Source organism: Clostridiaceae bacterium, from assembly GCA_012840395.1.
Lineage (GTDB): Bacteria > Bacillota > Clostridia > Acetivibrionales > DULL01 > DULL01.
On record DULL01000105.1, the window covers coordinates 1 to 26,075 of the forward strand.

23 protein-coding genes are annotated in these 26,075 nt (G+C 36.9%); 3 read left to right on the forward strand and 20 right to left on the reverse strand.

The window, feature by feature from the left end; translation table 11 throughout:
- Positions 1-392: 392 nt before the first annotated feature.
- Positions 393-2,270, forward strand: a complete 1,878-nt coding sequence (locus GXX20_11145) for a fibronectin/fibrinogen-binding protein (protein HHW32204.1) — start codon at positions 393-395, stop codon at positions 2,268-2,270.
- Positions 2,271-2,363: 93 nt separating this feature from the next.
- Here GXX20_11145 and GXX20_11150 read toward each other — a convergent pair whose 3' ends face one another.
- The 16 genes from GXX20_11150 to GXX20_11225 form a co-directional block, all read right to left on the reverse strand.
- Complete coding sequence (locus GXX20_11150; protein ID HHW32205.1) at positions 2,364-3,548, reverse strand: pyridoxal phosphate-dependent aminotransferase; 1,185 nt, start codon at positions 3,546-3,548, stop codon at positions 2,364-2,366.
- A 59-nt stretch (positions 3,549-3,607) separates the two neighbouring features.
- The gene (locus GXX20_11155; GenBank protein HHW32206.1) at positions 3,608-4,249 is read right to left on the reverse strand and encodes a thiamine diphosphokinase; all 642 of its coding nucleotides are present in this window, start codon (positions 4,247-4,249) and stop codon (positions 3,608-3,610) included.
- A 224-nt stretch (positions 4,250-4,473) separates the two neighbouring features.
- Entirely contained in the window at positions 4,474-5,355 is an 882-nt protein-coding gene (rsgA, locus tag GXX20_11160) for a ribosome small subunit-dependent GTPase A (GenBank protein ID HHW32207.1), read from the reverse strand.
- Positions 5,356-5,387: 32 nt separating this feature from the next.
- Complete coding sequence (gene pknB / locus GXX20_11165; protein ID HHW32208.1) at positions 5,388-7,355, reverse strand: Stk1 family PASTA domain-containing Ser/Thr kinase; 1,968 nt, start codon at positions 7,353-7,355, stop codon at positions 5,388-5,390.
- Positions 7,356-7,399: 44 nt separating this feature from the next.
- On the reverse strand, positions 7,400-8,146 hold the full coding sequence (locus tag GXX20_11170; GenBank protein ID HHW32209.1) for a Stp1/IreP family PP2C-type Ser/Thr phosphatase: 747 nt from the start codon (positions 8,144-8,146) through the stop codon (positions 7,400-7,402).
- Positions 8,147-8,157: 11 nt separating this feature from the next.
- Positions 8,158-9,201: a 23S rRNA (adenine(2503)-C(2))-methyltransferase RlmN gene (rlmN, locus tag GXX20_11175; GenBank protein HHW32210.1), complete on the reverse strand. Its 1,044-nt coding sequence runs from the start codon at positions 9,199-9,201 to the stop codon at positions 8,158-8,160.
- Positions 9,202-9,204: 3 nt separating this feature from the next.
- On the reverse strand, positions 9,205-10,557 hold the full coding sequence (gene rsmB / locus GXX20_11180; GenBank protein HHW32211.1) for a 16S rRNA (cytosine(967)-C(5))-methyltransferase RsmB: 1,353 nt from the start codon (positions 10,555-10,557) through the stop codon (positions 9,205-9,207).
- 48 nt (positions 10,558-10,605) lie between these two features.
- Entirely contained in the window at positions 10,606-11,301 is a 696-nt protein-coding gene (locus GXX20_11185; GenBank protein HHW32212.1) for a zinc metallopeptidase, read from the reverse strand.
- Positions 11,302-11,383: 82 nt separating this feature from the next.
- On the reverse strand, positions 11,384-12,313 hold the full coding sequence (locus GXX20_11190; GenBank protein ID HHW32213.1) for a methionyl-tRNA formyltransferase: 930 nt from the start codon (positions 12,311-12,313) through the stop codon (positions 11,384-11,386).
- A 21-nt stretch (positions 12,314-12,334) separates the two neighbouring features.
- Positions 12,335-12,808, reverse strand: a complete 474-nt coding sequence (def, locus tag GXX20_11195) for a peptide deformylase (GenBank protein HHW32214.1) — start codon at positions 12,806-12,808, stop codon at positions 12,335-12,337.
- 70 nt (positions 12,809-12,878) lie between these two features.
- Positions 12,879-15,179 (reverse strand): primosomal protein N', encoded by a 2,301-nt coding sequence (gene priA, locus GXX20_11200; GenBank protein HHW32215.1) that lies wholly within the window; start codon positions 15,177-15,179, stop codon positions 12,879-12,881.
- 5 nt (positions 15,180-15,184) lie between these two features.
- Complete coding sequence (locus tag GXX20_11205) at positions 15,185-16,159, reverse strand: polyprenyl synthetase family protein (GenBank protein HHW32216.1); 975 nt, start codon at positions 16,157-16,159, stop codon at positions 15,185-15,187.
- A gap of 53 nt (positions 16,160-16,212) precedes the next feature.
- Positions 16,213-16,722 (reverse strand): Gx transporter family protein, encoded by a 510-nt coding sequence (locus GXX20_11210; GenBank protein HHW32217.1) that lies wholly within the window; start codon positions 16,720-16,722, stop codon positions 16,213-16,215.
- A gap of 2 nt (positions 16,723-16,724) precedes the next feature.
- Entirely contained in the window at positions 16,725-17,102 is a 378-nt protein-coding gene (locus GXX20_11215; GenBank protein ID HHW32218.1) for a NusG domain II-containing protein, read from the reverse strand.
- Positions 17,086-18,021 carry an FAD:protein FMN transferase gene (locus tag GXX20_11220; protein HHW32219.1) on the reverse strand — a complete coding sequence of 312 codons (936 nt, stop codon included), beginning with the start codon at positions 18,019-18,021 and terminating at the stop codon, positions 17,086-17,088. Before GXX20_11220 ends, GXX20_11215 begins: the two co-directional genes overlap by 17 nt.
- 244 nt (positions 18,022-18,265) lie before the next feature.
- The gene (locus tag GXX20_11225; protein ID HHW32220.1) at positions 18,266-18,682 is read right to left on the reverse strand and encodes an FMN-binding protein; all 417 of its coding nucleotides are present in this window, start codon (positions 18,680-18,682) and stop codon (positions 18,266-18,268) included.
- A 357-nt stretch (positions 18,683-19,039) separates the two neighbouring features.
- Between GXX20_11225 and GXX20_11230 the strand changes: the two genes are divergently transcribed.
- Entirely contained in the window at positions 19,040-20,815 is a 1,776-nt protein-coding gene (locus GXX20_11230; GenBank protein HHW32221.1) for an NAD(P)/FAD-dependent oxidoreductase, read from the forward strand.
- Positions 20,816-20,830: 15 nt separating this feature from the next.
- Here GXX20_11230 and GXX20_11235 read toward each other — a convergent pair whose 3' ends face one another.
- From GXX20_11235 to GXX20_11245, 3 genes are all read right to left on the reverse strand, one after another.
- The gene (locus GXX20_11235; GenBank protein HHW32222.1) at positions 20,831-21,481 is read right to left on the reverse strand and encodes a single-stranded DNA-binding protein; all 651 of its coding nucleotides are present in this window, start codon (positions 21,479-21,481) and stop codon (positions 20,831-20,833) included.
- 354 nt (positions 21,482-21,835) lie between these two features.
- A complete protein-coding gene (locus tag GXX20_11240) occupies positions 21,836-22,483 on the reverse strand; it encodes a glutamate ligase (GenBank protein ID HHW32223.1) in 648 nt (215 codons plus the stop codon).
- A 256-nt stretch (positions 22,484-22,739) separates the two neighbouring features.
- On the reverse strand, positions 22,740-23,507 hold the full coding sequence (locus tag GXX20_11245; protein ID HHW32224.1) for a polysaccharide deacetylase family protein: 768 nt from the start codon (positions 23,505-23,507) through the stop codon (positions 22,740-22,742).
- 124 nt (positions 23,508-23,631) lie between these two features.
- Between GXX20_11245 and GXX20_11250 the strand changes: the two genes are divergently transcribed.
- The gene (locus tag GXX20_11250) at positions 23,632-23,874 is read left to right on the forward strand and encodes a hypothetical protein (protein HHW32225.1); all 243 of its coding nucleotides are present in this window, start codon (positions 23,632-23,634) and stop codon (positions 23,872-23,874) included.
- A gap of 85 nt (positions 23,875-23,959) precedes the next feature.
- Here GXX20_11250 and GXX20_11255 read toward each other — a convergent pair whose 3' ends face one another.
- Positions 23,960-26,050 carry a sodium-translocating pyrophosphatase gene (locus GXX20_11255; GenBank protein HHW32226.1) on the reverse strand — a complete coding sequence of 697 codons (2,091 nt, stop codon included), beginning with the start codon at positions 26,048-26,050 and terminating at the stop codon, positions 23,960-23,962.
- Positions 26,051-26,075 lie beyond the last annotated feature (25 nt).

Sequence of the window (26,075 nt, forward strand, 5' to 3'; positions counted from 1 at the left end):
TCAATAATGCTTTTTCATTTTACAGATTCCAACACCACTTTTTTTATTTTTAAGTGACATTTTCACAAGATAATTAACTCGTTTTTTTAGTCTTTTTAGGTGACATTTTCAAAAGTTATTGACATACTTCATAATTATTTAGGAAATTCAAGAAATATTTAGTTATTCAAAGCTTAATATTAATATATTTTTCAACTGCTTAGTTTATCAGGATTTTCCTGAGATTTCTTCAACTCTCTTAATATCAATTAATGATATAATTGATAAGCATGTTATAATAATAAAACCTACATCTGGTCACAAAAGCTATAACTGTACTTAATTATACTTTATTAAACTTATTTAAGTTATTATACTTATATTAAACTAATTAATGAAAAGGGGAAAAAAGCATGCCCTTTGATGGAATTGTAACGAAATGTGTGGTAAATGAATTAAAAGATAAAATTATTGATGGCCGTATTGAAAAGATATTTCAACCTGAATCAGATGAAATTTTAATAAACATCAGAGCAAAAGGACGAAATTATAAGCTGGTGTTAAGTGCCAATGCGAGCTATCCCAGAATTCACCTGGTCCGGGAGTCCAAGGAGAATCCCTCTGCTCCTCCCATGTTTTGCATGTTGCTAAGAAAGTATCTTTCAAATGGAAGAATAATTGACATAGGTTTTCATGATTATGAGCGTATTGTAACAATAAGTGTTGAGTCCGCTAATGAAATGGGAGACTTATCTGAGAAAAAGCTTATTATAGAAATTATGGGCCGTCATAGTAATATCATCCTGATTAACAACCAAAATAAAATAATAGATGCTATAAAGCATGTTGATGCAGAAATAAGCAGTGTAAGGGAAGTAATGCCAGCAAGGGAGTATATACTTCCTCCCTCTCAGAATAAACTGAGTCCCGATGCCATTAGATCTGAAAACTTTTTAAATTATTTTTTGGGAATACACCTTAATGGTCCTGAACACCTTGAATCTTCAGATGAAACCACCTTACCTGCATACAAAAATACCATGCCGGTTGATGTAGATTCCGTATTCTCGGGAATAACCTCAGTATCTGCTGAAAAATACCTGTTAAACAATATTAAAGGATTCAGTCCGCTTCTCTGCCGTGAAATATGCCACAGGGCAGGTATATTCGAAAAGACTTCCATGGCTTCTCTGAGTAATACAGAGCTAATTAACCTGAAAGAAGCATTATCTGGCTTGCTTACTGAAATATCTGAAGGGAAATTTTCTCCGTGCATAATATACGATAATACTTACGGAAGTGATTCATACAAAAAACCTATTGACTTCCATTGCGTAAAAATGACTCAGTATTCCCATGTGGAATACCTGTCCTCCATTAGTGAAGCACTTGATAATTTTTATACACAGAAAGATGCAGCCGAAAGACTAAGGCAAAAAAAATCTGAACTATACAAGGTACTTCACAATAGTATTGAACGTTGTAATAAAAAAATCAGTCTCCAGCAGGAAAAATTAAGAGATGTTTCAGACAGGGAAAAACTAAAGCTTTATGGGGAATTATTAACTGCAAATATATATAATATACCTTCTGGAGTTGATAAGGTTGCTCTCAATAACTATTACAGTGAAAACTGGGATATGATTGAAATACCTTTAGATCCCAACCTTTCACCTCAGCAAAACGCTCAAAAATACTATAAACAATATGCAAAGGCAAAAAGTACCTATATTAACACAAGTAAACAGCTGGAAGAAAGTTTATCGGAACTGGATTATCTGGAAAGTGTAAGTATCATGCTTGAAAATTGCTCATCCCTTCAGGAAATTGATGAAATCCGGCAGGAACTCATTGAGCAGGGATACCTGGTATCCGGAAGGAAAAATAAATACTCACTTAACAAGAAGGATAATCCTTCCAGGCCTATGCATTTCGTATCTTCTGATGGTCTTGATATATATGTAGGAAAAAACAATAAACAAAATGAAATACTTACACTAAAAACATCCTCTTCAAAAGATATCTGGCTTCATGCAAAGAATATACCTGGCTCTCATGTAATAATAAAACATACCGGGCGAAATATTCCTGATAAAACCTTAGAAGAAGCTGCCATGCTTGCGGCCTATTATAGTAAAGCAAGTTCCTCATCCAATGTACCTGTAGATTATACAACAGTAAAAAATGTAAAAAAGCCCAAGGGTTTAAAGCCTGGAATGGTAATATACGAAAACTATAAGACCATAATCGTGAATCCTGGTAAACCTGAAGGCTTAAGATTATATAAATAAACAGGAGAGCATACTAAAATAGTATGCCCCTTGTTTATTTATATGATTTCAAACTTTGTTATTATTTAACTATCCTTTAACTTATATTATTCTTTATCCTCTATACTTTTCGGCTAATTTTTCAAAAGCAGGCAGAGAATTCTTTACTGTTTTCATGTCCACTGAATAAGATATTCTGAAGTATCCAGGCATTCCGAATCCTCTTCCTGGTACAAGAAGTAAATTATACTTTAAAGCTTCCTGTGTAAATTCAACATCGTCGTCTATAAGAGCTTTAGGGAACAGATAAAAAGCTCCCTGAGGCTTGATACATTCAAAGCCTATCCTGGTAAGATGGTTGTATAGTATATCTCTTTTTTCTTTGTAGGATTCTACATCAGCACATGCCCCATAAGAACGGCTTAAAACTTTTTGTATAAGGGCAGGTGCGTTAACAAATCCTAATGTACGGTTGCAGAATACCATTGCATTGATTAGTACATTCACATCATCAATAGCATTATTTACTGCGATATATCCGATTCTTTCACCAGGCAGAGCAAGTGACTTGCTAAATGAATTCACTGCAATTGAATTCTTGAATATCTTTAATATGCTTGGTACTTTAACACCATCATATACAATTTTTGCGTAAGGTTCATCAGATATAACAAAAATATTGGTGCCAAATTCCTTTTCCTTTTCTGAAAGAAGATCAGCCACCTTCTTAAGTACTTCCTGGCTGTAAATTACTCCAGTCGGATTATTAGGAGAGTTAATTATAATTGCCTTTGTTTTTGGTGTTATGTACTTATTAAGAACCTCCACATCAGGTTCAAAAGTTTTTGAGTCAGTAGGTACCACAACGGGCACACCACCATGGTTATCTATATAAAAAAGGTATTCTACAAAGTATGGCGCAAATACGATAACTTCTTCCTGAGGATTAAGAAGCGCCTTAAGCGCAACATTCAGTCCTCCTGCCGCCCCACAGGTCATGATAATATTATCGGCTTTAAGCTCAACACCTGTTTCATTCTTTATACCTGCCGCAATCTTTTCCCTTATGTCAAAATGTCCCGCATTGCTCATATAACGGTGTATGCCTGGCAGATTTTCCATAACAATATCCTTAAGGGCTTGTCTCACCTCTTCAGGTGGCTCACCTGCAGGATTTCCGATGCTAAAATCAAAAACGTTATCATCTCCATAAATCTTACGGAGCTTTTCTCCCTGTTCAAACATAGCTCTTATCCAGGAAGATTTTCCAAGACTCTTGACAACTTTTTCAGAAAACATATTTCAACACTCCTATTAGCTGTATTTTATCATGCCAATAAAAAAATAGTCTATTATTACTAATCTCTTGCCTTAATAACAAGTAATAACCCTTTCTTTATGGAAACTTCCGCCACATCTTCAATAAACTCATTGCTTAACCCTCTTGAAGGTCCGATTTCTAAAGTTGCATTTTCGAGGGGATATAACAAACCTTTCGTAGTAATGCCTTCCACCTTTTCAGTAAGAGGAAGAAGCGTAACTTTTGTATTCTCTTGTTTGTTCAGCCTGATAAATTTATCAATCAGGGTTATTTCATTATTCTCATCTATAATATACCCTTTAACTCCTCTATCCGTCATTTTCTTCAAGAGAAATATATTTGCCAGTGAATGATCCAGCCTGTTCCCAAAACCACCTAAAATATATATGGAGGTGCATCCATTATCAATTGCATAATTTACAGCCAGTTGTGTATCGGTTTCATCTTTTGCCTGGGGATACCTTATTATTTTTACCCCTGCATTTTCATAGAACCTGTAATCTTCCATTGAAATAGAATCAAAATCGCCCAGGAGAACATCCACTTTAAACCCTAATTGCCTGGCATGGTGAGCACCACCATCAACGCTAATCACCAGCATGGAAGAGGTAGATTCAAAATATTTCTGATAATATGTATAATCTTTTATTGTACCACTGCAAATGACTATTCCAGTCATATATACCTCCATTAAAACATTACCAGAAGCAAGGGGACAGTTCTTCTGAAGCAAGGGGACGGTTCTCTTGCTTCCGTTTTAGTATCAGAAGCAAAAACCTAGAGTCGGTAAAGAGCCGTTAAGAAGCCGACAAAGAGCCAGCAAATAGTTAACAAAAAGCCGACAAAGAAGCAGAAGAACCGTCCCTCCGCTTCCGGAAGCGGAAGAACCGTCCCCTTGCTTCCCTAGTCCCATTGTTTCCGGGAAGCGAGATCTTTGTATAAATCCACATATCTTTCATATCTGCCCGGATCTATTAATCCTTTTCCCAAAGCAGCTTTGACACAGCAGCCTGGCTCGCTGATGTGGCTGCAGCCTACGAACTTGCAACTCTCAGGATAGCGGTTAAATTCCGGATAATACAAATTAAGCTCTTTATGTTGAATATCATTTATTTCAAACATGCTGAATCCGGGTGTATCTACAACAAATCCACCTTGCTCCAACTTAACAATTTCTGCATGTCTTGTAGTATGTTTTCCTCTTTTTATTTTTTCACTTACTACTCCCGTCTTCATTATCTGAGAATTCAATATTTTATTTAGAATTGTGGATTTTCCAACTCCTGACTGGCCTGCAAAAACACTAATCCTGTCTTTAAGTTCCTCTTTAAGTTGGTCAAATCCTTCTCCCGTACATGAGCTTGTGAAAATTACTTTATACCCGGCTTTTTCATAACCACCTCTTATTTCATAACGCAGGTTCTCGTTATCCAGGTCGATTTTATTGACACAAACCAAGGCTCTCATGCGTTTATATTCTGCAGTAATAAGCAGCTTATCAACCAGATAATAATCAGGGTCAGGTGATTTTACGGCCACCACTGCCACCAACTGGTTTACATTCGCTACAGCAGGTCGGACAAGTTCACTTTCTCTTTCTAAAATTTCAGTTATTACACCTGTTTTTTTATCGCTGTCAATTTCTGAAATTACAACCCGGTCTCCAGGCAAAGGAGTCATTCCATTCTTACGAAAAACTCCTCTTGCCTTACACTCGTAAACGCAGTCGGGAGTTATTACATAATAGAACCCTCCGATTCCTTTTTGTATTATGCCAACTGGCAAAATTTCAACCTCCCTGATCTAATTACATAGACTTATCTCACAAATTCAGTATAGAACTTGCCGTTTAATATGACCCTAACCTTGGTATATCCGCCTTCAGGTACAGGTATAGGCAGACTAAGCGGGAAACTACTGGTTTTGACTTTATCATCCATGAATACTTCCACTTTATTGGTATCTGAAGGTGTTATTTCAATGTATACTTTTACTTCATCCTCATATGATTCCGGGTTAGTCAAATTAAGTGGAGTACTTACAATATTCCTTTTTACATTTTTCCCATTATCTGTATCGTTTCCGGAAGAATAGCTGCCGGTATTATTCTGGTCCTCTCCATGAATGTCAAATATTAAATCAACAGGTGTTCCTTCATTAACTTCTGTACCTGCCTCAGGGAACTGGCCTGCAATCTTTGCTACATCACTGACTATCCCTTCAGGAAGTATCCTTCCAATAGATAACTTATTCTCAATTAATAATTGTTGTGCTTCAGCCCTGGTTTTACCAGTAAGAGAAGGAACCACCACTGTCGTAATTTTCGGTCCAATACTCTTATATACAATTACTATTGTACCTGGCTTTACTTCCTCATCAGCTTTAGGTTCGGTTCTGGTCACAAGATTATTGGCGATGGTTTCGCTATGCTCCTCCTCTATCCTGACCTTAAGCTTCATATTTTTAAGTTTGGCTTCTGCTGTTCTGTAATCTTCAGACTTTAAATCTGGTATTATAATTCTTTCAGGTCCGTCACTTACTTCAAATACAATTGTGTCTAAATTCTCCCTTTGTACTTTTTGACCGTCATTAATACTCTGGGAAATTATTACATCAGTTGGTATATTTTCATCATATACTCTTTTAACTTCAACTGTGATATCCATGCTCTCCAGCTCAGACTTCACTTCAACAATATTCTTGCCCACATAGTTATCTACTATAAAGTCAGGTTCCCTTGCAAAAGAAGGATAAAAAATTCTATATCCTACATATATAAATATAGAGATAATCGCCAAAGAAGTTATAATTGCCATCCAAACAGCCAATTTTTCTTTGCGCTTATTGTTTTTCTTCTCTTTTATCTGCGATTCCTCCTTTTCATTCAGCATTTCATCACTGATAGCCTGCATTTTCTTTGTGGGAAATGCCTCTGTGTCGTCAGTGTCATTAAGGAATCCGGCCCCAGGTTCTTTTAATACTTTAAAAAGGTCTGAAAGCATATCCGAAGCCGACTGATATCGTTTGCTCTTGTCCTTTTTAATAGCTTTCATAATTATATCATTAACACCCTGCGGTAAATCCGGATTTTTTATTTTTGGCGGTACCGGCTCATCTTGTAAATGCTTCAGAGCAACAGTTACAGGTGATTCTCCTGTAAAAGGAACTTCCCCGGTTACCATCTCATACATGGCGATACCAAGTGAATAAATGTCGGATTTTTCGTCAATATATCCTCCTCTTGCTTGCTCAGGAGAAAAATAATGAACAGAACCAATTGTGCTTCCAACTACTGTAATAGTGGATGAACTTACTGCCCGGGCTATTCCGAAGTCTGTAACTTTTGCAATACCCTCAGAAGTTAACATAATATTATGAGGTTTAATATCCCTGTGTATTATGTTTTTTCTATGAGCTTGTTCTATGGCGGAACAAATTTGTATAGTAATATTTACTGCTTCACGCCACCCTAAAACACCTTTTTCTTCAATATATTCCTTCAATGTAGTTCCATCTATATATTCCATTACTAAATAGTGAATATTATCTTCATGGCCTACATCGTATATAGATACGATATTGGGATGAGATAAGCTGGCAGCTGCCTGTGCCTCAACACGAAATCTTTTTACAAACTCCTCATCGTTAGTAAACTCAGGACGTAATATTTTTATTGCCACATCTCTGTTAAGCAAAGTGCATCTTGCTCTGTAAACCAGGGCCATCCCGCCTCCGCCGATTTTTTCCAATAATTCATATCTATTGCCTAGTATCCTTCCTTCCATCATAACACCCCGCTTTCAACAGAAGGTAGTAAACTCTGGTTTTCTCATTTTACCCTACCTGTTTTAACTACAATAACAGTTATATTATCTTCTCCACCATACTCATTTGCCTTTTTTACCAATTGATCACAAGCATGTTGCGGATTATCTGAATTCTCAACAATTTTTTTTATTTCATTTTCACTTAACATATTAGTCAAACCATCAGTACATAGTACATAGTAATCATTCTCCATTACTTCATAACAGTATGTATCAATCTGCAAATCTTCTCCGCAACCCAAAGCCCTGGTAATTACATTTTTACCTGGGTGTTTCTCTGCTTCCTTTCTGCTTAGTGTTCCCATTCTAACCAATTCTTCTATATATGAATGATCAACAGTAACACGCATAATATTACCGTCTCTGATTAGATAAACCCTGCTATCTCCTACATGTCCTATATAAATTTTATCATTGAGAAAAATAGTTACAATCAGTGTTGTACCCATCCCTGCGTTGGACTTTTGTTTCAAGGAGTAAAGGTAAATAGCTTTATTTGCACCATTCATAGCTTCTACAATAGCCTGCCGGACCTTCTCTTCACACAAAAAATCTTCAGCTCTTTGCATTATAAGTTCTGATACTATATCTACAGCCATTTTACTGGCTACTTCACCCGAATTATGCCCTCCCATTCCATCAGCAATAATAAATGTAACAGGAACATTCGGGTTCCCTACTATTGCATTAAAGCAATCCTCATTTTTTTCCCTTACCAAACCCCTATCACTTATGGCGGCAAATATCACTATAAATCACCTCACGGCAGGTCTTTATTTACAACACTTCTTCTTAACTGCCCGCAAGCAGCATCAATATCTCCTCCTAGTTCGCGCCTTACTGTTGTCTCAATTCCATTATGAATCAATATATCTCTAAAGTCATTTATTTCTTTTTTATTTGTCTGTCTATATTCTGACCCCTCAACAGGATTTAATGGTATCAGATTTACATGACAAAGCATGCCCTTTAACCTTTGGGCAAGCTCCTTTGCATTTTCTTTTGTATCATTTACACCCCTAATCAGGGCATATTCAAAGGTTATCCTCCTTTTTGAAACCTTAGTATATATCTTACATGCTTCAATTAATTTGTCAATAGAATACTTTCTATTGACCGGCATCAACTTTCCTCTTATTTCATCATTTGGAGCATGAAGGGATATTGAGAGATTTATTGGCAGTTTTTCTTCTGCAAGCTTCAAAATCTGCGGAACAAGCCCGCATGTGGATACAGTCATACGTCTGTAACCAATATTTAAACTTTCATGACTATGACATAACTTCAAGAATTTAATAAGATTGTCATAATTGTCTAAAGGCTCTCCTATCCCCATCACTACAATATGACCAATTTTTTCTCTTGCATCATTTTGTATTGTTAATACCTGGTCAAGCATCTCCCCTGGAGTGAGATTCCTGATAAATCCTATCCCGGCTGATGCACAAAAGCTGCAATTCATTTTACAACCTGCCTGGGAGGATACACAAACCGACAGGCCATACTTATACCGCATCAAAACACTCTCAATTAAATTGCCATCATTAAGCTCAAACAAGTACTTGGCAGTACCATCAGACTCTGAAAGAAGCTTTCTTGCTATCTTTAATTTACCTATATAAGCTATTTTCCCAAGCTCTTCCCTTAATGTCTTAGGTATATTAGACATTTCCTCCAGGGATTTTGTTCCTTTGCCCAGCCAGTTAAAAAGCTGGGCAGCCCTGAACTTTTCCTGTCCCATTTCTGACAGCAAATCCTCAAGTTCCGTAATATTTAAATCTAATAGATTTATTCTCCCGTTCATATACTACTGCTTTCTCCTGAATTTCGCAATAAAAAAACCATCTGTTTTATGTACATTGGGATATAGTTGTATATATCCTTCCTTGTATCCGTATCTGTCCAGATTTTCTGGAAGCATGCCAGAAAAATCTTCCAGTTGAAAATCCTCCCTCTGCTTCATAAAATTTTCCACTACTTTATTATTTTCCTCGGGAGATATTGTACAAGTACTATATACAATTATGCCACCGGGTTTCACATAATGGGAGGATGCATTTAGTATCTTAAGCTGCAATTCTGAAATACCTTTAATATCTTTCCCAATTTTAGAGTACTTAATATCAGGCTTTCTTCTAATTATTCCCAAACCTGTACAAGGAACATCTACCAAAACTTTGTCTGCCTTTTTTATATATTTTTCATCAATATTGACAGCATCCCAAATCTCAGTTTTAATACTATTTAATCCTAATCTCAAAGCAGCTTCTTTTATCAGTTCCAGTTTATGTTCATATATATCCCTGGCCAGAACCGTTCCACTATCCTTCATTATTTCTGCTATATGAGTGGTTTTTCCGCCGGGTGCGCTGCATACGTCTATAATAAATTCCCCTGGTTTGGGATCCAGTATTTCTCCAACAAGAATAGAACTTTCACTCTGAACCTGGAACAAGCCTTTTTTAAAAGGCTCAAGTTTGGAAATGGATGATGGACCTATCAGAGATAAAGCCTGTTTTGCATATCTTCCCGGTTGGACTTCCAGTCCGTTGGCTTTTAATTCATTAATCAGGTCTTCTTTTGTAGTCTTTAAAGTATTTACTCTAATAGTAAAATCAGCAATTTGATTGTTAGCCTTTAACAGAGCCTCGGTAAAATCTAGCCCATAATATTCCAGCCACATTTTTACCAGCCACTCCGGATGAGAATACTTAACTTCCAGATACTTCACGGGATCCTTGTCCTTCTCAGGATACTTGATTTTATCTTTTTCCCTTTCAATATTTCTTAAAACACCGTTTACATACCTGACTGAACCAGGGTGCCCATACTTTTTTGCCAGAGTAACACTTTCACTACAGGCTGCAGACGCAGGCACCCTGTCCATATAAAGCAACTGGTACACACCAAGTCTTAATATGTTTAATATCCAATGGGATAGTTTTTTCGATTTAATATTTGAAAATTGTTCAATGATCCAATCTATGGTCAACTGCCATTTTATAGTCCCATAAACAAGTTCTGTAATAAAAGCATGGTCTATTTCCCTCAGTCCCTTTCTGCTTAAGTGCTTGTTAAGGGAAATATTTGAATATGCTTCCTTTTCATTTATCTCATCAAGAATCTTTAACGCAGTTTCTCTAGGTATATCTACTGACATTATTACCTCTTTCTCAATTTCTTTTTTACTTATATTAATACCAATTTCTTAATCTCTTCTTCTTCTGCCTCCTGAAAGCAATACCAATCTTGCCAGGTTTGCTATTGCAACTGCAGCCGATGCCACATATGTCATGGCAGCCGCCCTTAGCACATTGCGGGCCGGATTTATCTCTTCCATTGTAAGCAAGCCGGATTCCTCCAAAATTCTAATAGCCCTTGAACTTGCATTAAACTCTACAGGCAGAGTAATTATATAAAATAATACTGCCATTGCAAATAAAATCAAACCTATCTGAACAAGAATATCGGCTCCCAAAAAAAGTCCAAAAATTGCCAGATATGGTCCTATAGATGAACCAATACCTGCTACAGGAACAAGGTTAGTCCTCAAAGCCAAAGGTCCGTAACTTTCAGCATGTTGTAAAGCATGCCCTGTTTCATGCGCAGCCACTCCTATGGCAGAAACCGATGTACTTGAGTAAACCGGTCCTGAAAGCCGTACAACCTTTGTCCGTGGATCATAATGATCTGTAAGGCTGCCTGCAACTCTTTCTACCTGCACATCCCCCAGCCCGTTTCTATCAAGAATATACCTAGCTATATCAGCACCTGTAAAACCTCTTCTGTTGAGTACTTTACTGAACTGATTAAAAGTACTCTTTACTTTAAATTGGGCATAGAGAGAAAATATAAAAGCAGGTATCACCAAAATGAAATATGGATCATAACCATAAAAATACATAGTCACAACCTCCTATCCGATTTATTGTCGATAAGCTCCTTGCAGTATTCAACCATCATTTCTTACATCTGTTTCTCTAAAACTACATCTGTTGTCCTAAAATCTCGCCTTCAACTATTCTATTACCGCAAATATATTCACCTATACTCATGGTTCTGCAGGAATCAAACTGAACTTCATCAACCCTTATTACGCCCGAACCTGTAGAAATAATCAAACCTTCCCTGTTTACACGGCAAATTGTTCCGGGTTTTTCTTTCATCTCTGGTTCACCGTCTATTAAAGTGGTTTTCCATATGCGCATACGTTCGCCGTTATAAAAGGTATAGGCTCCAGGCCAGGGATTAAGTCCTCTCACAAGATTATGTATTTCTCCAGAACTTAAATTCCAATTTATTTGGCCTATTTCTTTTTTAATCATTGGAGCGTATGTTGCTTCATCATGATTTTGCGGCGTTGGTTTTAATATCCCTGCTCTTAGCATTTCAATGGTTTCTCTGAGGACATCTGCTCCCAGTAAGGCCAACTTGTCGTGAAGCTCCCCTGCGGTCATATCATCAGTTATCTCCACGGGAGATTTCAGTAATATATCTCCAGTATCCATACCAATATTTGTAAGCATTGTGGTTATACCGGTAACTTTTTCTCCATTAATTATGGCCCACTGAATGGGAGCTGCTCCTCTGTATTTGGGAAGTAATGAAGCATGTACATTAACACAGCCTAATTTTGGAATATCAAGTATTTCCTTTGGAAGAATCTTCCCATATGCAACAGTAACCAGCATATCTGGCTCCATGCTTCTAAGCTGGTTTATAAAATCTTCTGTTTTCACTTTTTCAGGTTGTAAAACTTTTATGCCAAATTCCTGGGCACAAAGCTTCACAGGAGGTGATGCAAGTTTTTTCCCTCTTCCTTTTGGTTTATCCGGCTGTGTAACAACCGCTTCGATCTGATAACCTTCCCTAATCAGCATTCTTAAGCATGGAACTGCAAAATCAGGAGTTCCCATAAATACGATTTTCAACAAATGTCACTCCTCCGGTTCTTGTTCTTCTGTATCAAGAAATCTTATCACTTTATCCTTAAACAGTATTCCGTCCAGGTGGTCTATCTCATGACACAATGCCCTTGCCAGTAAACCTTCCCCTTTAACAGTTATTTTTTCTCCTTTCGGGTTCAATGCTTCTACAACCACCGACTGAGGACGTTTTACTTCTCCATATATACCCGGGATACTAAGGCATCCTTCTGCATCCACCACTTCACCCTCCTGGCTTATTATTACAGGATTGATGAGTTCCAGCAAGCCCTCTCCTACATCTATTACAACTGCACGTTTAAGTATGCCAACCTGGGGCGCTGCAAGACCCACTCCATCATTTTCATACATGGTATCTGCCATGTCTTTAAGGAGAGTTAAAATTTTATCATTTATCACATCAATCTCTTTACAGCGTTTTCTAAGTACTTCCTCGCCATCTTTTCTAATATTTCTTATTGCCATATAATCCTCCAGACATTATATAATGAGCGCTTTGTATATATAATAAACCGCTTCTGAAACCTCAGCTAAATTATAGCATATTGAACGGATTAATATCTATACCCAACTCAACCGGCCTTCTGCCCGTTTTACTGCAATATTTATCTGATATACAAGTTAAGGCCTTAATCAATTTCTCCATATCCTCACACTTTATTATAATTCTCCATCTGTATTTATTCATTATTTTTTTAATGGGAGCCGGGACCGGCCCTAATATTTCTGTTATATTTCCCTCAGATGTTTCTGAGCTGCAAAACTCTTTCAATAAGTCCTTTTTCACCTGACTGGCTGTTTCAGATACCTGTTTCTCATTTGCTCCGCTTAAAATTATTGAAGCAATATTTGTAAAAGGCGGATAATTAAGCTTTTTCCTGATCATTATCTCCTGCTTGAAAAAAGTTTCAAAATCATGCCTTAATGCAGCCTGAATACTGAAGTCTTCAGTATTATATGCTTGAATTATCACTCTTCCCGGCAAGTCTCCTCTTCCTGCCCTTCCCGCAACCTGAGTTATTAACTGAAAGGTTCTCTCCGAAGCCCTGTAATCTCCCAGGTTTAAGAGGCTGTCAGCGGCAAGAACTCCCACCAAGGTAACATTATGAAAATCATGACCCTTTGCAATCATCTGCGTGCCAACCATAACATTTATATTATTCTCACAAAAATCTCTTAATATTTTCTCGTGAGAGTTTTTGCAGGTAGTCGTGTCTATATCCATACGGATTACCGAGCATCCCGGAAACTGTTTTTTTACTTCCTCCTCAACTTTCTGGGTACCTGCTCCAAAATGCCTGATATGAGTACTTTTGCACTTGGGACAAATTTTCGGAGGCCTTATAGTGTAACCGCAGTAATGGCAAATTAGTCTGTCTTCATAAGCGTGGTAGGTCATATTAATGCTGCAGCCTACACATTTAACCACATAACCGCAGTTCCTGCACAATACAAAGGAAGAATGGCCTCTTCTGTTTAGAAACAGCATAGTCTGCTGTCCCAATTTAATGTTATTTTTAATCTCATCCTGAAGTTTTCTGCTAAAAACAGACCTGTTTCCCTCTTCAAGCTCCTTCCTCATATCAACAATTTCTACTTCAGGCATAACCATATTATTTGTCCTGCTCTTTAACTCAAGGAGCCCAATAAGCCCTTTCTTTGCCTTGAAATAGGTTTCACAGGAAGGTGTGGCTGAACCATAAAGCAGCATGGCACCTTTTTCATAGCATCTTTTGCGGGCAATTTCCGCCGCATGATATTTCGGTGTAGTTTCTGATTTATATGTACCTTCATGCTCCTCATCAATAATTATAATACCCAGGTTCTTTAATGGAGCAAATACTGCGGATCTTGCACCTACTACCACTTTTATATGTCCATCTTTCACAAGACTCCATTGATCATACCTTTCTCCCTGGGACAGCCTGCTGTGCAAAACCGCCACTTCATTCCCGAACCTTTCTCTGAACCTTTCAACCATCTGTGGTGTCAGAGAAATCTCAGGAACCAGCACAATAGCTTCCTTCCCCATATCAATAGCATGGTGGATCAACTGCAGGTAAACTTCAGTCTTACCACTTCCGGTTACACCATGTATCAGGCATTCATAATATCTGTTTTCTTCAAGTTTTTTCTTAAGAAAGTCCAGAGCCTTAGCTTGTTCCGGAGTAGGTACCAATGGCTGGGTCTGACGAATTTTTCTGCTTTTTAAAGGATTCCTGGTAATCCTAACTTCCTTATAATTTACTAAACCGTACTTTTTTAATGTATCCAATACAGAAGAAGATACTCCTGCGAATTTTGTAACATCACATACAGGAATAAACTCATTATCCATGAGCATCTCAAGGACTCTTATGTGCTGGATCTTTTTTAACTTGTTGTCCTGGATCATTCGCTCGGCTTCTTCACGGGTTACTGCAAGATAAGCTGCCTTTAAAGTTTTTTCTTTCGCACCTTTTCCCGCCGGATACATGCATTTTATAGCGTCACCAAAGGTACAAATATACCTCTCCCTCATCCAGGCTGCAAGTTTCAGCATATCTCTGTCCACTACAGGTTTTTCGTCTACAGGCCTTAATATATCTTTTAGCTGGCTCACATCAATAGTAGTGGCATATTCATTATATGAATTTCTTTCATCACATGAGCTATTGTTGAAGGGAAAAACATCTATAACATAGGCTTCTCTTGGCCTGTTGCCTGCTCCGAAAGGAACCATAACCCTTATACCAGGTTTTATTTTCCCGGTTAAATCCATAGGAATTAAATAATAATATTCTTTGTCGAAGGCTCTTGTTGCATTATTTAATACAACAGAAGCAATCATATACATGTTGCCTATTCATCCTTTATATAATTATTGTCCAGTTGTTTTATTAATTCCTCAAGTATGCTTCTGGCTTCAATATCAGGTAATTTACTGAGAAGACCCAGTCCTCTGTCAACATATTTTCTAAGCAGTTTCCATGAAGCATTTTCCGCGCCGCAATCTCTTATATACTCAGCTAATTCCAGAACCTCATTCTGGGTTATATTATTGTCGCTTTCCAATAACTTCAAGAGTTTTTTATTGAATGTGATGTCTTTAAGAGCATATATTATAGGAATTGTTATGATACCTTTTGAAATGTCGCTGCCTACAGGTTTGCCTGACTTCTTTTCATTGGAAAAAAAATCATTTATATCATCTCTTATTTGAAAAGCTATGCCGTAGCTCATGCCAAACTTGGCAAGTATTCTTGTTATTTCATCAGAACACCCGGAAATATATGCGCCCATGGCGCAAGCAGCAGCAAAAAGTATGGCAGTTTTACGGCCAATTCTTTTTATATATGACAATATGGAAATGTCTACATTAAACCTGTCCTGAAATTGGTCAACCTCTCCCTCACATATATTTTTTACAGCCCTTGCGGCTATCTCCAGCTTGTCCCCCGGAATACTCTTTGAAAGCATTAGAACTGCCTTGGTAAGCAAAAAGTCTCCGGTATACACGGCCATATCCATTCCATATTTTTCTGATACAGTTACCTTTCCCCGTCTTAACTGTGCCCTGTCAATTATATCATCATGGATAAGAGTAGCGGTATGCAATATTTCTAAGGCTCCGGCTGCAGGTATTGTTTTTTCACTGTCGTAATTACCAAATTTAGATGCTAAAATAAGGATGGCAGGTCTCAGCCGTTTTCCCCCTGAAAGTATGACATCGCTGGTAATATGTGATAGCAGCTTGTTTCTGGAAGTAATACTGTTTTTTATACATTCTTCAACTTTAAACAATTCGCTCTCAATTTCAGGATACTTATGCCACAAGTTGCATACTCCTCCAATTCAATAAAGATCCCTTTTACAAAAATTCTTGTTTCTCAATTAAAAATCCTTGTTTTTTCAAGTGATGTTACCAACAGTTTTGAACAAATCCCAACAATACACCCCATAATAATACCAGAAATAAGTAGTACAGGTAAATAAGACATAACTGAAAACTCTTTCATTACTATGGATGCCATAAGCAACTGCCCTATATTATGCATTATTGATCCTGCAATACTTATACCTAATAAACTAAATATATTATACATTTTTCTGTATAGGAAAGCCATTGTTAAAGTACTTAACAATCCTCCTGCAATACTGAAGAAAAATATCATAAGCCCTCCTCCAAAAATAGAAGAAAGCGCAACTCTGATACAAACTACAATTATAGCCTCTTTAACTCCAAAAAAAATAATAGTCAGTATCGTTACTATATTCGCTAATCCCAATTTTACCCCCGGTATAGCAACAGGAACAGGTATCCAGGACTCAACTATAGAGAGTATCAGTGCCATAGAAACCATTAGTGCCAGCAAAGGCAGTTTTCTTGTATAATTCAAAGTTAATAAGTACCTCCATCAATTTCTTGTTTAATCCCCTCAATTTTGATCATTGTCCGGTTAGGCAGACAAACCGCCACATCCCCGTTACTTGTTAACCATCCAGTATTTACGCATATTTGATCAGGGCAGTTGGATTTTTCAAATCTAATACGTCCTTTTTCAACTAATATTACCACATCATAATTCCCAGAAACATTTATTCTCTCAGGTTGGTCTACCTGGTCAAGAACAACTGTTTCTATAGTTTCATCTTCATGTTTAATAATGGCAGTTTTCATGGAATTCCCATTTTTACTGTCCAATATGTTAAACAATGAAAAGCCTGTAGCTGCAAACAATATGACTATCAATAATATTATATCACCTTTTTTCAACATATTTATAATCCCTGCTCTCACCAGCCATTGAAAAATAATCTGTCAAACCTGAGGTAACATAGACCTCCTTATTTTCCGTTATAAATACAGCCTCAATTCCCGGTAAGCTTTCTATAAGTTCCATTCCTTTATCCAGGCCTAAAATAAAAACCGAAGTGGATAGTGCATCAGCATCTATAGATGAATCCGAAACAATTGTAGCGCTGATTAGACCCGAGTGAGAAGGAGAACCGGTTCTGGGATCAATTATATGATGATACCTTTTACCATCCCTTTCAAAATACCGCTCATAATCTCCAGAAGTAACTACAGCCTTATCAACAAGGGTCAGTATTGCAACATAAAAACCATTCGGCTTCCTGGGGTCTTGTATCCCTATTCTCCAGGGTGTACCATCGGGCTTTGTACCAAGGACTACGACATTACCCCCAAGGTTTACGTATGCTGATTCAATCCCGTACTTTTTATATATCTTAATTACTTCATCTCCCGCATATCCTTTTGCAATAGCTCCGAGGTCAACTATTTGGCCAGGACGTTCTAGTTTTGCCTGAAGATTCTCCCTGTCAATATTAATGTCTTTATAATTTACTAATGTCAGCAATTCTTCAATTTCATTCTCAGAAGGAATCCTTTCATTAGGAGTATTTATACCCCAGGCCTTGACCAACGGTCCTACGGTAACATCAAAAGCTCCTCCGCTTAGTTCTGAATAATATAATGCCTTTTCCAAAACAAAAACCGTATCCTGAGTTAATGACACAAATCCTTTGCCAGCCTGGGCATTAAGGTCGTTAACCTCACCACCGGGAGAATTAATTGTCATTTTACTTTCAAGTTCCTTTATTCTTTCAGTGGCCTCCTGGGTAGCCTTTTTTGCATTTTTCCCATATATTCTTTGGGTTATGATTGTATTCATTAAAAAATCACTGGTTTCAAAAGGATCTCCAGATCTATCTTTTTTATCACTGAAGGAATTAAATTTTGCAATACAATATATGCCCAGTGATACCAATATTAATATAGCAAAAATGTAAACTATATTTTTTTTCAACTCGTACCCACCTTCATAATTTTACCACAAAAAAAATAAGTAAATATTATTAAATTAATAATGCCCCAGGAAATATACCCCAGGGCATAGCGCCATATCAAATATTCTCTTATTTCTTGGCTTCTGACAATGCTTCATTTGCCAATTGAACAAATGTCTTGTGTGAGTTGGTTGCACCTGAAACTACATCAACTTTTGAAGGATCCTGTGCTTTTACAAGCTTTTCTCCAAAAGTCTTGCTTGCTGCCAATGCTTTTTGGGCTTTATCATAGTTTTCCTGGTTTTCTATCTTACCGTTATTTGTACCATAGTTTTCGTCTTTTGGACCATTCGGAGTATATTCTACGTACTCTGCTTCAGCAATTTTGCCACTCTTTATGACTATCTTGATAGTAGCATAGTTTCCTCTCTCGTCAGGCTCGCTGGTTTTCTCATAAGTACCATCCTTGTATTTTGCACCCCCGCATCCTACCATTAATCCAAAAGTCATAACAACAACTAGAATGATTGATAAGATTTTTTTCATAATTGTACTCCTCCCTGGAAGATTAGATAATTTTGCACATAATTATATATTCCCAATTGTATTAATGTCAAACATATAAAGAGTATTTTTTTATGCTTTTTTATTTTAATTATGTTTTTTTTGCTGCATTTTTACCTTTTTAATTTGTTAATATCCCTCCCTCGCCAATATAAAGTAATTATGGTATAATTTTATGAATAATTGTTATCAATATTTTTTGTTTGACCATCAATATTTTTGGTAAATTATTAACAGGCTATTAATAAGATATTATTTAAGATATTATCCTAATTTATAAAAAAGTAATAAATACTGGTAATTTTAAAATAAATGTCAATTTAATAGGAGGATTAAACTATGCCAAAGAAAATTGTAATTCTAGGAGCGGGATATGCAGGAATTGAAGCTGCATTGACGCTGCAAAAAAAGAAAAAGCCTCAAGACGATATAGAGATAATCCTGATAGACAAAAATCCTTATCACACTCTCCTTACCGAGCTTCATGAAGTAGCTGGAAACAGGATTAGTGAAGATGGTATTATTGTACCTCTGAGAGATATATTTAAATATACAGATGTGAAATTGATTCAGGATAATATTGCAGATATTGATTTTGAAAAAAACAAACTTAAATCAGATAGTAATGAATATAATTACGACTATTTGCTTTTAGCTGCAGGAAGTAATCCTAATTATTACGGTATTCCCGGACTGGAGGAAAACTGTTTTCCGCTCTGGTCTTACAAGGATGCTGTTAATATTAGAGAGCATATTAAAAATACCTTTATTCTTGCATCTCAGGAAAAAGATCCGGAGAAAAAGAAAGCCATGCTTACTTTTGTTGTAGGTGGCGGCGGCTTTACAGGAATAGAGCTGCTTGGAGAACTGGCACATTGGTTTAAAGATTTATGCACCGAATATTCAATCAAGAAAGAAGAAGTTAAACTTGTTTTAATTGAAGCTCTGCCCAATATTTTAAGCAATTTACCTGATAAAGCTGTAAAAAAAGCCCATAACTATCTGACCCAAAAATTGAAGGTTGAAGTTATAACAGGAAAAGCAGTTACAAAAGTCACTCCAGACTGGGTTGAAGTCGGCGGAGAAAAGACCATACCTACAAAAACTATAATCTGGACTGCCGGAGTAAGAGCATGTAACCTCACAGATAAGCTGAATATTGAAAAGGGAAAATCCTGCAGGATTAAAGTAAATGAATATACCCAAACCCAATATGAAAATGTTTATTCCGCAGGTGATATTTCAATATTCCAGACTCCCGAAGGTTCACTGCCGGCACTTGTTGAATCTGCGTTACAAACCGGCCGTGCTGCAGTTTTAAATATACTTGCTGATATCAGAGGCAAAGAAAAGAAAAAACTTGAGCCAAAACTGCATGGCGTTATGGTTTCCATAGGCAGTTATTTTGCTGTTTCCGAAATAATGGGAAGGCAATTTTCAAGGTTGATTTCAATAATACTCAAATACATGGTTAATGTTCATTACTTATTTGGTATTGGCGGATTTGAACTTGTTATGAGATATCTAAAGGATGAATTCCTTTATAAAAAACAGAACAAAACCATTGTTGAAAAACATATTTCTGTTCTTACACCTGCTTTCTGGCTTGTTCCGTTGCGCCTCTTCCTGGGGTACTTCTGGCTAAAAGAAGGATTGGTGAAAATAACCGATGGATGGCTTGTAAAGGCTATGCTTTCCGGAATGCCTGCAGATGCCCAGACAGGAGCTTCAGTAACGGAAACCGGCGAAAAAATATTCCAGATTATTTACGACTATACTCCTTCATGGTATGCCTGGATTGCTGAAACCTTTGTTATTCCAAATGCATTGTTCTTCCAATATCTAATAGTATTAAGCGAATTAGCCATAGGTATCGCTTTTGTTTCCGGCACATTCACCTTCCTTGCAGCATTGGCTGCCCTGGCACTGAATGTTAACTTCCTCTTGTCCACAGGGCTTTATGAAACCAGCTGGTGGCTTATACCTGCTGAAATAGCCATGCTTGGAGGCGCTGGAAGAGCATTTGGCGTTGATCATTATCTAATTCCTTACTTAATGAGGCAATGGAGATATTTTGTCAGAAACAAGAAAATAAAACTTAACCTGTTCAGGTAAAATATAATTTGCTTATTATTCTTTTAGTTGCTGTCTGGCACCGGGGCAAACCTCCATCTTAGAAATCGATACTTCATAGGCGGTTTTAGTGAGGATTTCCCCGGTGTCTAGTTTTTTCTGATATGTTCTACTTTGTATCCTTCCCCAGACTTTTACATTATCACCTACTGATAATGTTTCTGAATATCTTGCATTTCTTCCCCATGCAATACAAGGTATGTAGTCGGATTTATTATATGGCCTGTTTACAGCAAGTAATATATCAGTAATCTCCCTTCCAAAAGGAGTAGTTCTGTATACCGGCTTCTTGCAAATATATCCGTTAAGGAAAATTTGATTTGGATTTCTTATATTTCCTTCTCCCTCCAGAAAAGTAACTTCCCGGGCAAATACAGTCAGAATAAGTTTATTACCTTCACTGGTAAAGCTGTTATATGAGCGGAACTGCCCTTCTATCTCAACATATTTCCCTATTTCCGGCTTTTCGCTTGTTATCAGTCTTTCAGAAATGGTAACAGGAATATTATCACAAAAATCACTTAAGCGCGGTACTTCCAGTATAAATTTATAGAATCCTTCACCATAGACCTCATGACTAAATTCTAAATCTGTAACTATTTTACCCGAAATGGTCACCATATTGTTTTCAACAAGATTACCGACCACCCGACCCCACTCCCTTCTCTTTTGCTGAAGTATATTTAAAGCTTTTATCTAATGTAATACTTATTCCAGACATTAACATTTTAGAAGTAAAATTTACCTTTTAATACTTTACTATTATATTATAATTTTATTTACTTGGAAATCCCTGAAATAACATTTTATCTAAGTAATCGACAAATTCGGCTGTATTTGTTGCAAATTATTTCGAATATAAGTTTAACTAAGAATCAAAAAGTATCTCGCTTCTGTAAGCGGGAGCTAAATTTATACAAATAATTATAACAATTTTATTCACCGGAGGATTGCAAGACCACCGCAAATTCCCCGAGCGAAGTGAGTTCGCTGATAAAACTTTTACATTTTTATATTTACTTTGTTTATTGTGTTAGGATTTACTCCGTTTATTATGGCAAAAGTTATTGCAGCCATTATACTATGTGAATCAAAAGCAGAAGTATTTATATCCAGCCTGTATTCCTGTGGTTCTATTAATATGCCATTCTTATCGGATATACTCCTTTGCAGACAGCAAATAAAAGCATCTCCTATGCTTGAAGTTGTCATGCTGGCCTTTGAATTGAAACCATAACTGATAATGTAATTTTTTACACCGTACATAAGCTTTGCCAGCTCATGATCATCGATATTGACAATTGCAATACTTTTTTCATTCATAAGTGACATAACTCTCTTCATATGCTCGCCGGTTGAAGAGTTATCAACATTATCTTCTCCTGACTTTTCAGTGTAAATCATTATATCAATGTTTAAATCATCGAAAATAACGGATGAAAGGTCCTCGATGCCTATTTTTATCACAAGAATATCAGTGCCATTTCTCTTAAGCTCGGACAAATAGTTTTTAAATCTTTGGGAATCCAGTTCAATTAAATTCTTTGAATCGATAACGTTAACTTTCTTACCTGTTGAAGACAAAATACTGCTTATTAGGTTAGCAGTCTGAACTCTACCCTCATGCCCAATAATTCCTGCTATAAGCATTAGCACAACCTCATTTCAAATAATAACACCCTTACTTATAATGTACTTATTTTAAATAATTATGTGCCAATTTTTTATAAAAAATTAGAGAGAAATAATCTTTTATATATTTAAAATATAAATATATTATTTCCCTATTTATATAATATTCTCTATTTTGCATCTGGTACCTAAAAGAATATCTAAAAGAATATAGTATTTTTGTTTATTGAGTTTCAGAGATTTTATAAAATAAATCTACTATTGCTTCAGTTCCCTATTGCTTCTTTTTCTGTTTTCCTTCATGATCAATATAAAAATTATCTCTTAAAATCATTTCTGACACGGGTACAAAACTGTATCCGTTGTTTTTTATCTCAGCAATAATTTCCGGAAGAAGACTGGCTGTATGAGGGGTATCATTATGAAATAATATAATTGAACCAGGTACCAGTCTCTTTTTTATACGGTTCAAGATTTCTTCTTTACTTATACCTGGCTTCCAGTCCAGGCTGTCAATATTCCATTGTATTGTATAAAGGCCGCTTTCCCTTGCGGCAGCTACTACATTATTGCTGTAATCCCCATAGGGGGGCCTGAACATGTCTACTTCCATGCCTGTGAGATTTTTAAGTATATCTGAGCATTTATTTAAATCTTTTTTTATGCTTTCTTTATCAAGAGCTCCCATCCTCAAGTGGGAATAGGAATGGTTGGCAATATCATGACCATCCGCCGAAATCATTTTTACTGCATCAGGATATTTTTCAGCCCATTGACCTACAATAAAAAAGCTTGCTTTAATATTCTCATCCTTAAGTGTCTTAAGAATTTCAGGTATATCATCTGCACCCCAGGCGCAGTCAAATGTTATAGCAACTTTTTTTTCTTTTGTATCAACAAAATAAATCGGCAGATCTTTGTTACTATTAAAAACTCCTACGGTCTTTATACCCAGCAGGCTTACTGATACCAAAATAACAAAAATGCCTAAAAACAAAGCTAAAATAAACAGTTTCCTCACATTCATAATGTATACTTTCATAACCATCTCTCCAAAATAATAATCCAATAATATTCTATTGGTATCAGAGTTTTAATATGTCATATATCTGTTCAAACTTGTTGTTCTACTGCATTGTTCCATACCTTAGGTTTATTCATTTACGTTGATTTCTAAACTCTCAGCATACGATAACAAAATAGCAAAACTGGCAGCTCAAGGTGATAAAAAAGCATTACGGCTTTCAAAACTCACCAAACAACCTGGTGGGCGTTTTCTTGCAACCATCCAAATCGGCACCTGGCAGATGATGTTCAAAATAATAAATCTCTTGCCAGATAAAAATAATTCCAAAGAAAACCGGTACCTAATAAGGCACCGGCTCTGGTTCTGGAATTACTTTTTTTAATATATTCATTTAATCATTATAAAATTTATTTAAATTTATTTAAATCTTTATTATATTAGAATCGCATTATTAATTTGATATCTACTTACTTAAATAAAGAGAAAGTCAAAAATATTGTTGACATTAATGAGGATAGCAGTGAAACAACTGTTATCTGTGTGTTGATTGAAGGTCCAGCCGTATCTTTAAAAGGATCCCCTACAGTATCTCCAACAACAGCAGATTTATGGGTATTTGAGCCCTTTCCTCCTGCATATCCTGATTCAACAAGCTTTTTCGCATTATCCCATAAACCCCCTGAATTTGACATAAACAGAGCTAAAAGCAAACCACTTACAATATTACCTGTAAGGAAACCGCCAATAGCCTGTACTCCGCCTATGAATCCTACTGCCAAAGTTGCAATAATTGCCATTAAACCTGCTGGAATTAGTTCTTTTAATGCACCAAGGGTGGCAATTTCTATACACTTATCATATTCAGGTTTAACTCCCTCTTTACCTTCTTTCAGGCCGGGAATTTCATTAAACTGACGGTGTATTTCCGAAACCATACGCTGTGCATTCCTGTCAACTCCAAGCATAAGCATGGCAGAAAACACTGCAGGAATAGCAGTACCTACCAGTAACCCGAAGAAAATAACAGGATTTAAAATGTCAAAGCCTTTTATAAGTGGCACACCTATTTCAGCTGCAGCCGTATTTACCTCACTCATAAATGCACCAAGCAATGCAATTACTGTAAGTCCCGCAGCTCCGATTGCGAAGCCTTTTGTTATAGCTTTAACGGTATTTCCGGCGCTGTCAAGAGAGTCAGTGATTTCAAGTACTTCTTCTCCCAGTCCGCCCATTTCAGCAAGGCCTCTGGCATTGTCAACTATTGGGCCATATGCGTCATTGGAAATAATCATACCAACAATAGAAAGCATTCCTACTGCTGCCATTGAAATTCCAAACATAGCATATCCTTCGCCGATAGGTTCACATATCTTATATGCCAACAATGCTGATAATGCAATTCCTATCATTGCAGGAAGCACGCTTAAGAATCCATAAGATACACCTGAAAGAATTGTAAATGCAGGTCCGCTTTTTGAAGCATCTGCCACATATCTGACCGGTGGCTTGACATCATTTGTAAAGTAGTCGGTTGTAATGCCGATTATAACTCCAACCAATAATCCTATGACAGTTGCTCCCCAAATGCGCCATGAGAAACCAAAAATTGCTGTTGCGGCAGCGGTAAGTACTCCATAAGTAAATGTAGTAACGTAAGTGCTGCTGTTTAATGCTCTGGTCGGATCTCCTTTTTTCCCAATCTTTGCTGTTGCCACACCTATTATAGAAGCAAGAATACCAAGAGCTGCATAACAGAAAACCATGCTAACATTAAGTGAACTGCCTGCTACTTTGTCAAGTGCTACAGCCATTACCAATGCTGCCGCCATAGATGCTACATTTGAGTCAAAAAGGTCTGCGCCCATTCCTGCAACGTCACCAACATTGTCACCAACATTATCCGCAATAACCGCAGGATTCCTTGGATCATCCTCAGGAATGCCAAGTTCTACTTTACCAACAAGGTCGGCGCTGATATCTGCAGTTTTTGTATATATTCCTCCTCCTGCTTTGGCAAACAGTGCAAGAGAACTTGCTCCAAAGCTGAAGCCGAGTAATGCAGTTGAACTATTAGTAAGCATGATTACAGCGGTAACTCCCAAAAGGCTTGCCCCAACCACTGCCATACCCATAACAGCGCCGCCGCGGAATCCGACCATAAACGCAGGCTTAATCCCTGATTTGGCGGCTTCAGCAGATTTCATGTTAGCTATAGTGGCAATTTCTATACCAACTTTTCCGGCAAGAGCAGAGAAAAATGTTCCGAAAAGATATGCTATAGCCATGATGATGTTAGAAGAAGCATTACCAGACCATATTGGCTTTGGTAGAAAAATAACAATTAGTATGGCAACAATGCCGGCAAACCTTGCGAGTACTTTGTACTCATGTTTTAGAAATGTCCTTGCGCCTTTCTTGATGAGCCCTCCTACTTCAGCTATGAGCTTATTCGTTGATGCCTGGCTGTTTACCCATTTATAGAGCCAGCCTGCAAAGGCAAAACACAACAAGGAAGTTATAATAGCTGAGACCTGGAAAAAACTTGTTGCAATTACCATAGCGATTCCTTCTTTCTATAATTTT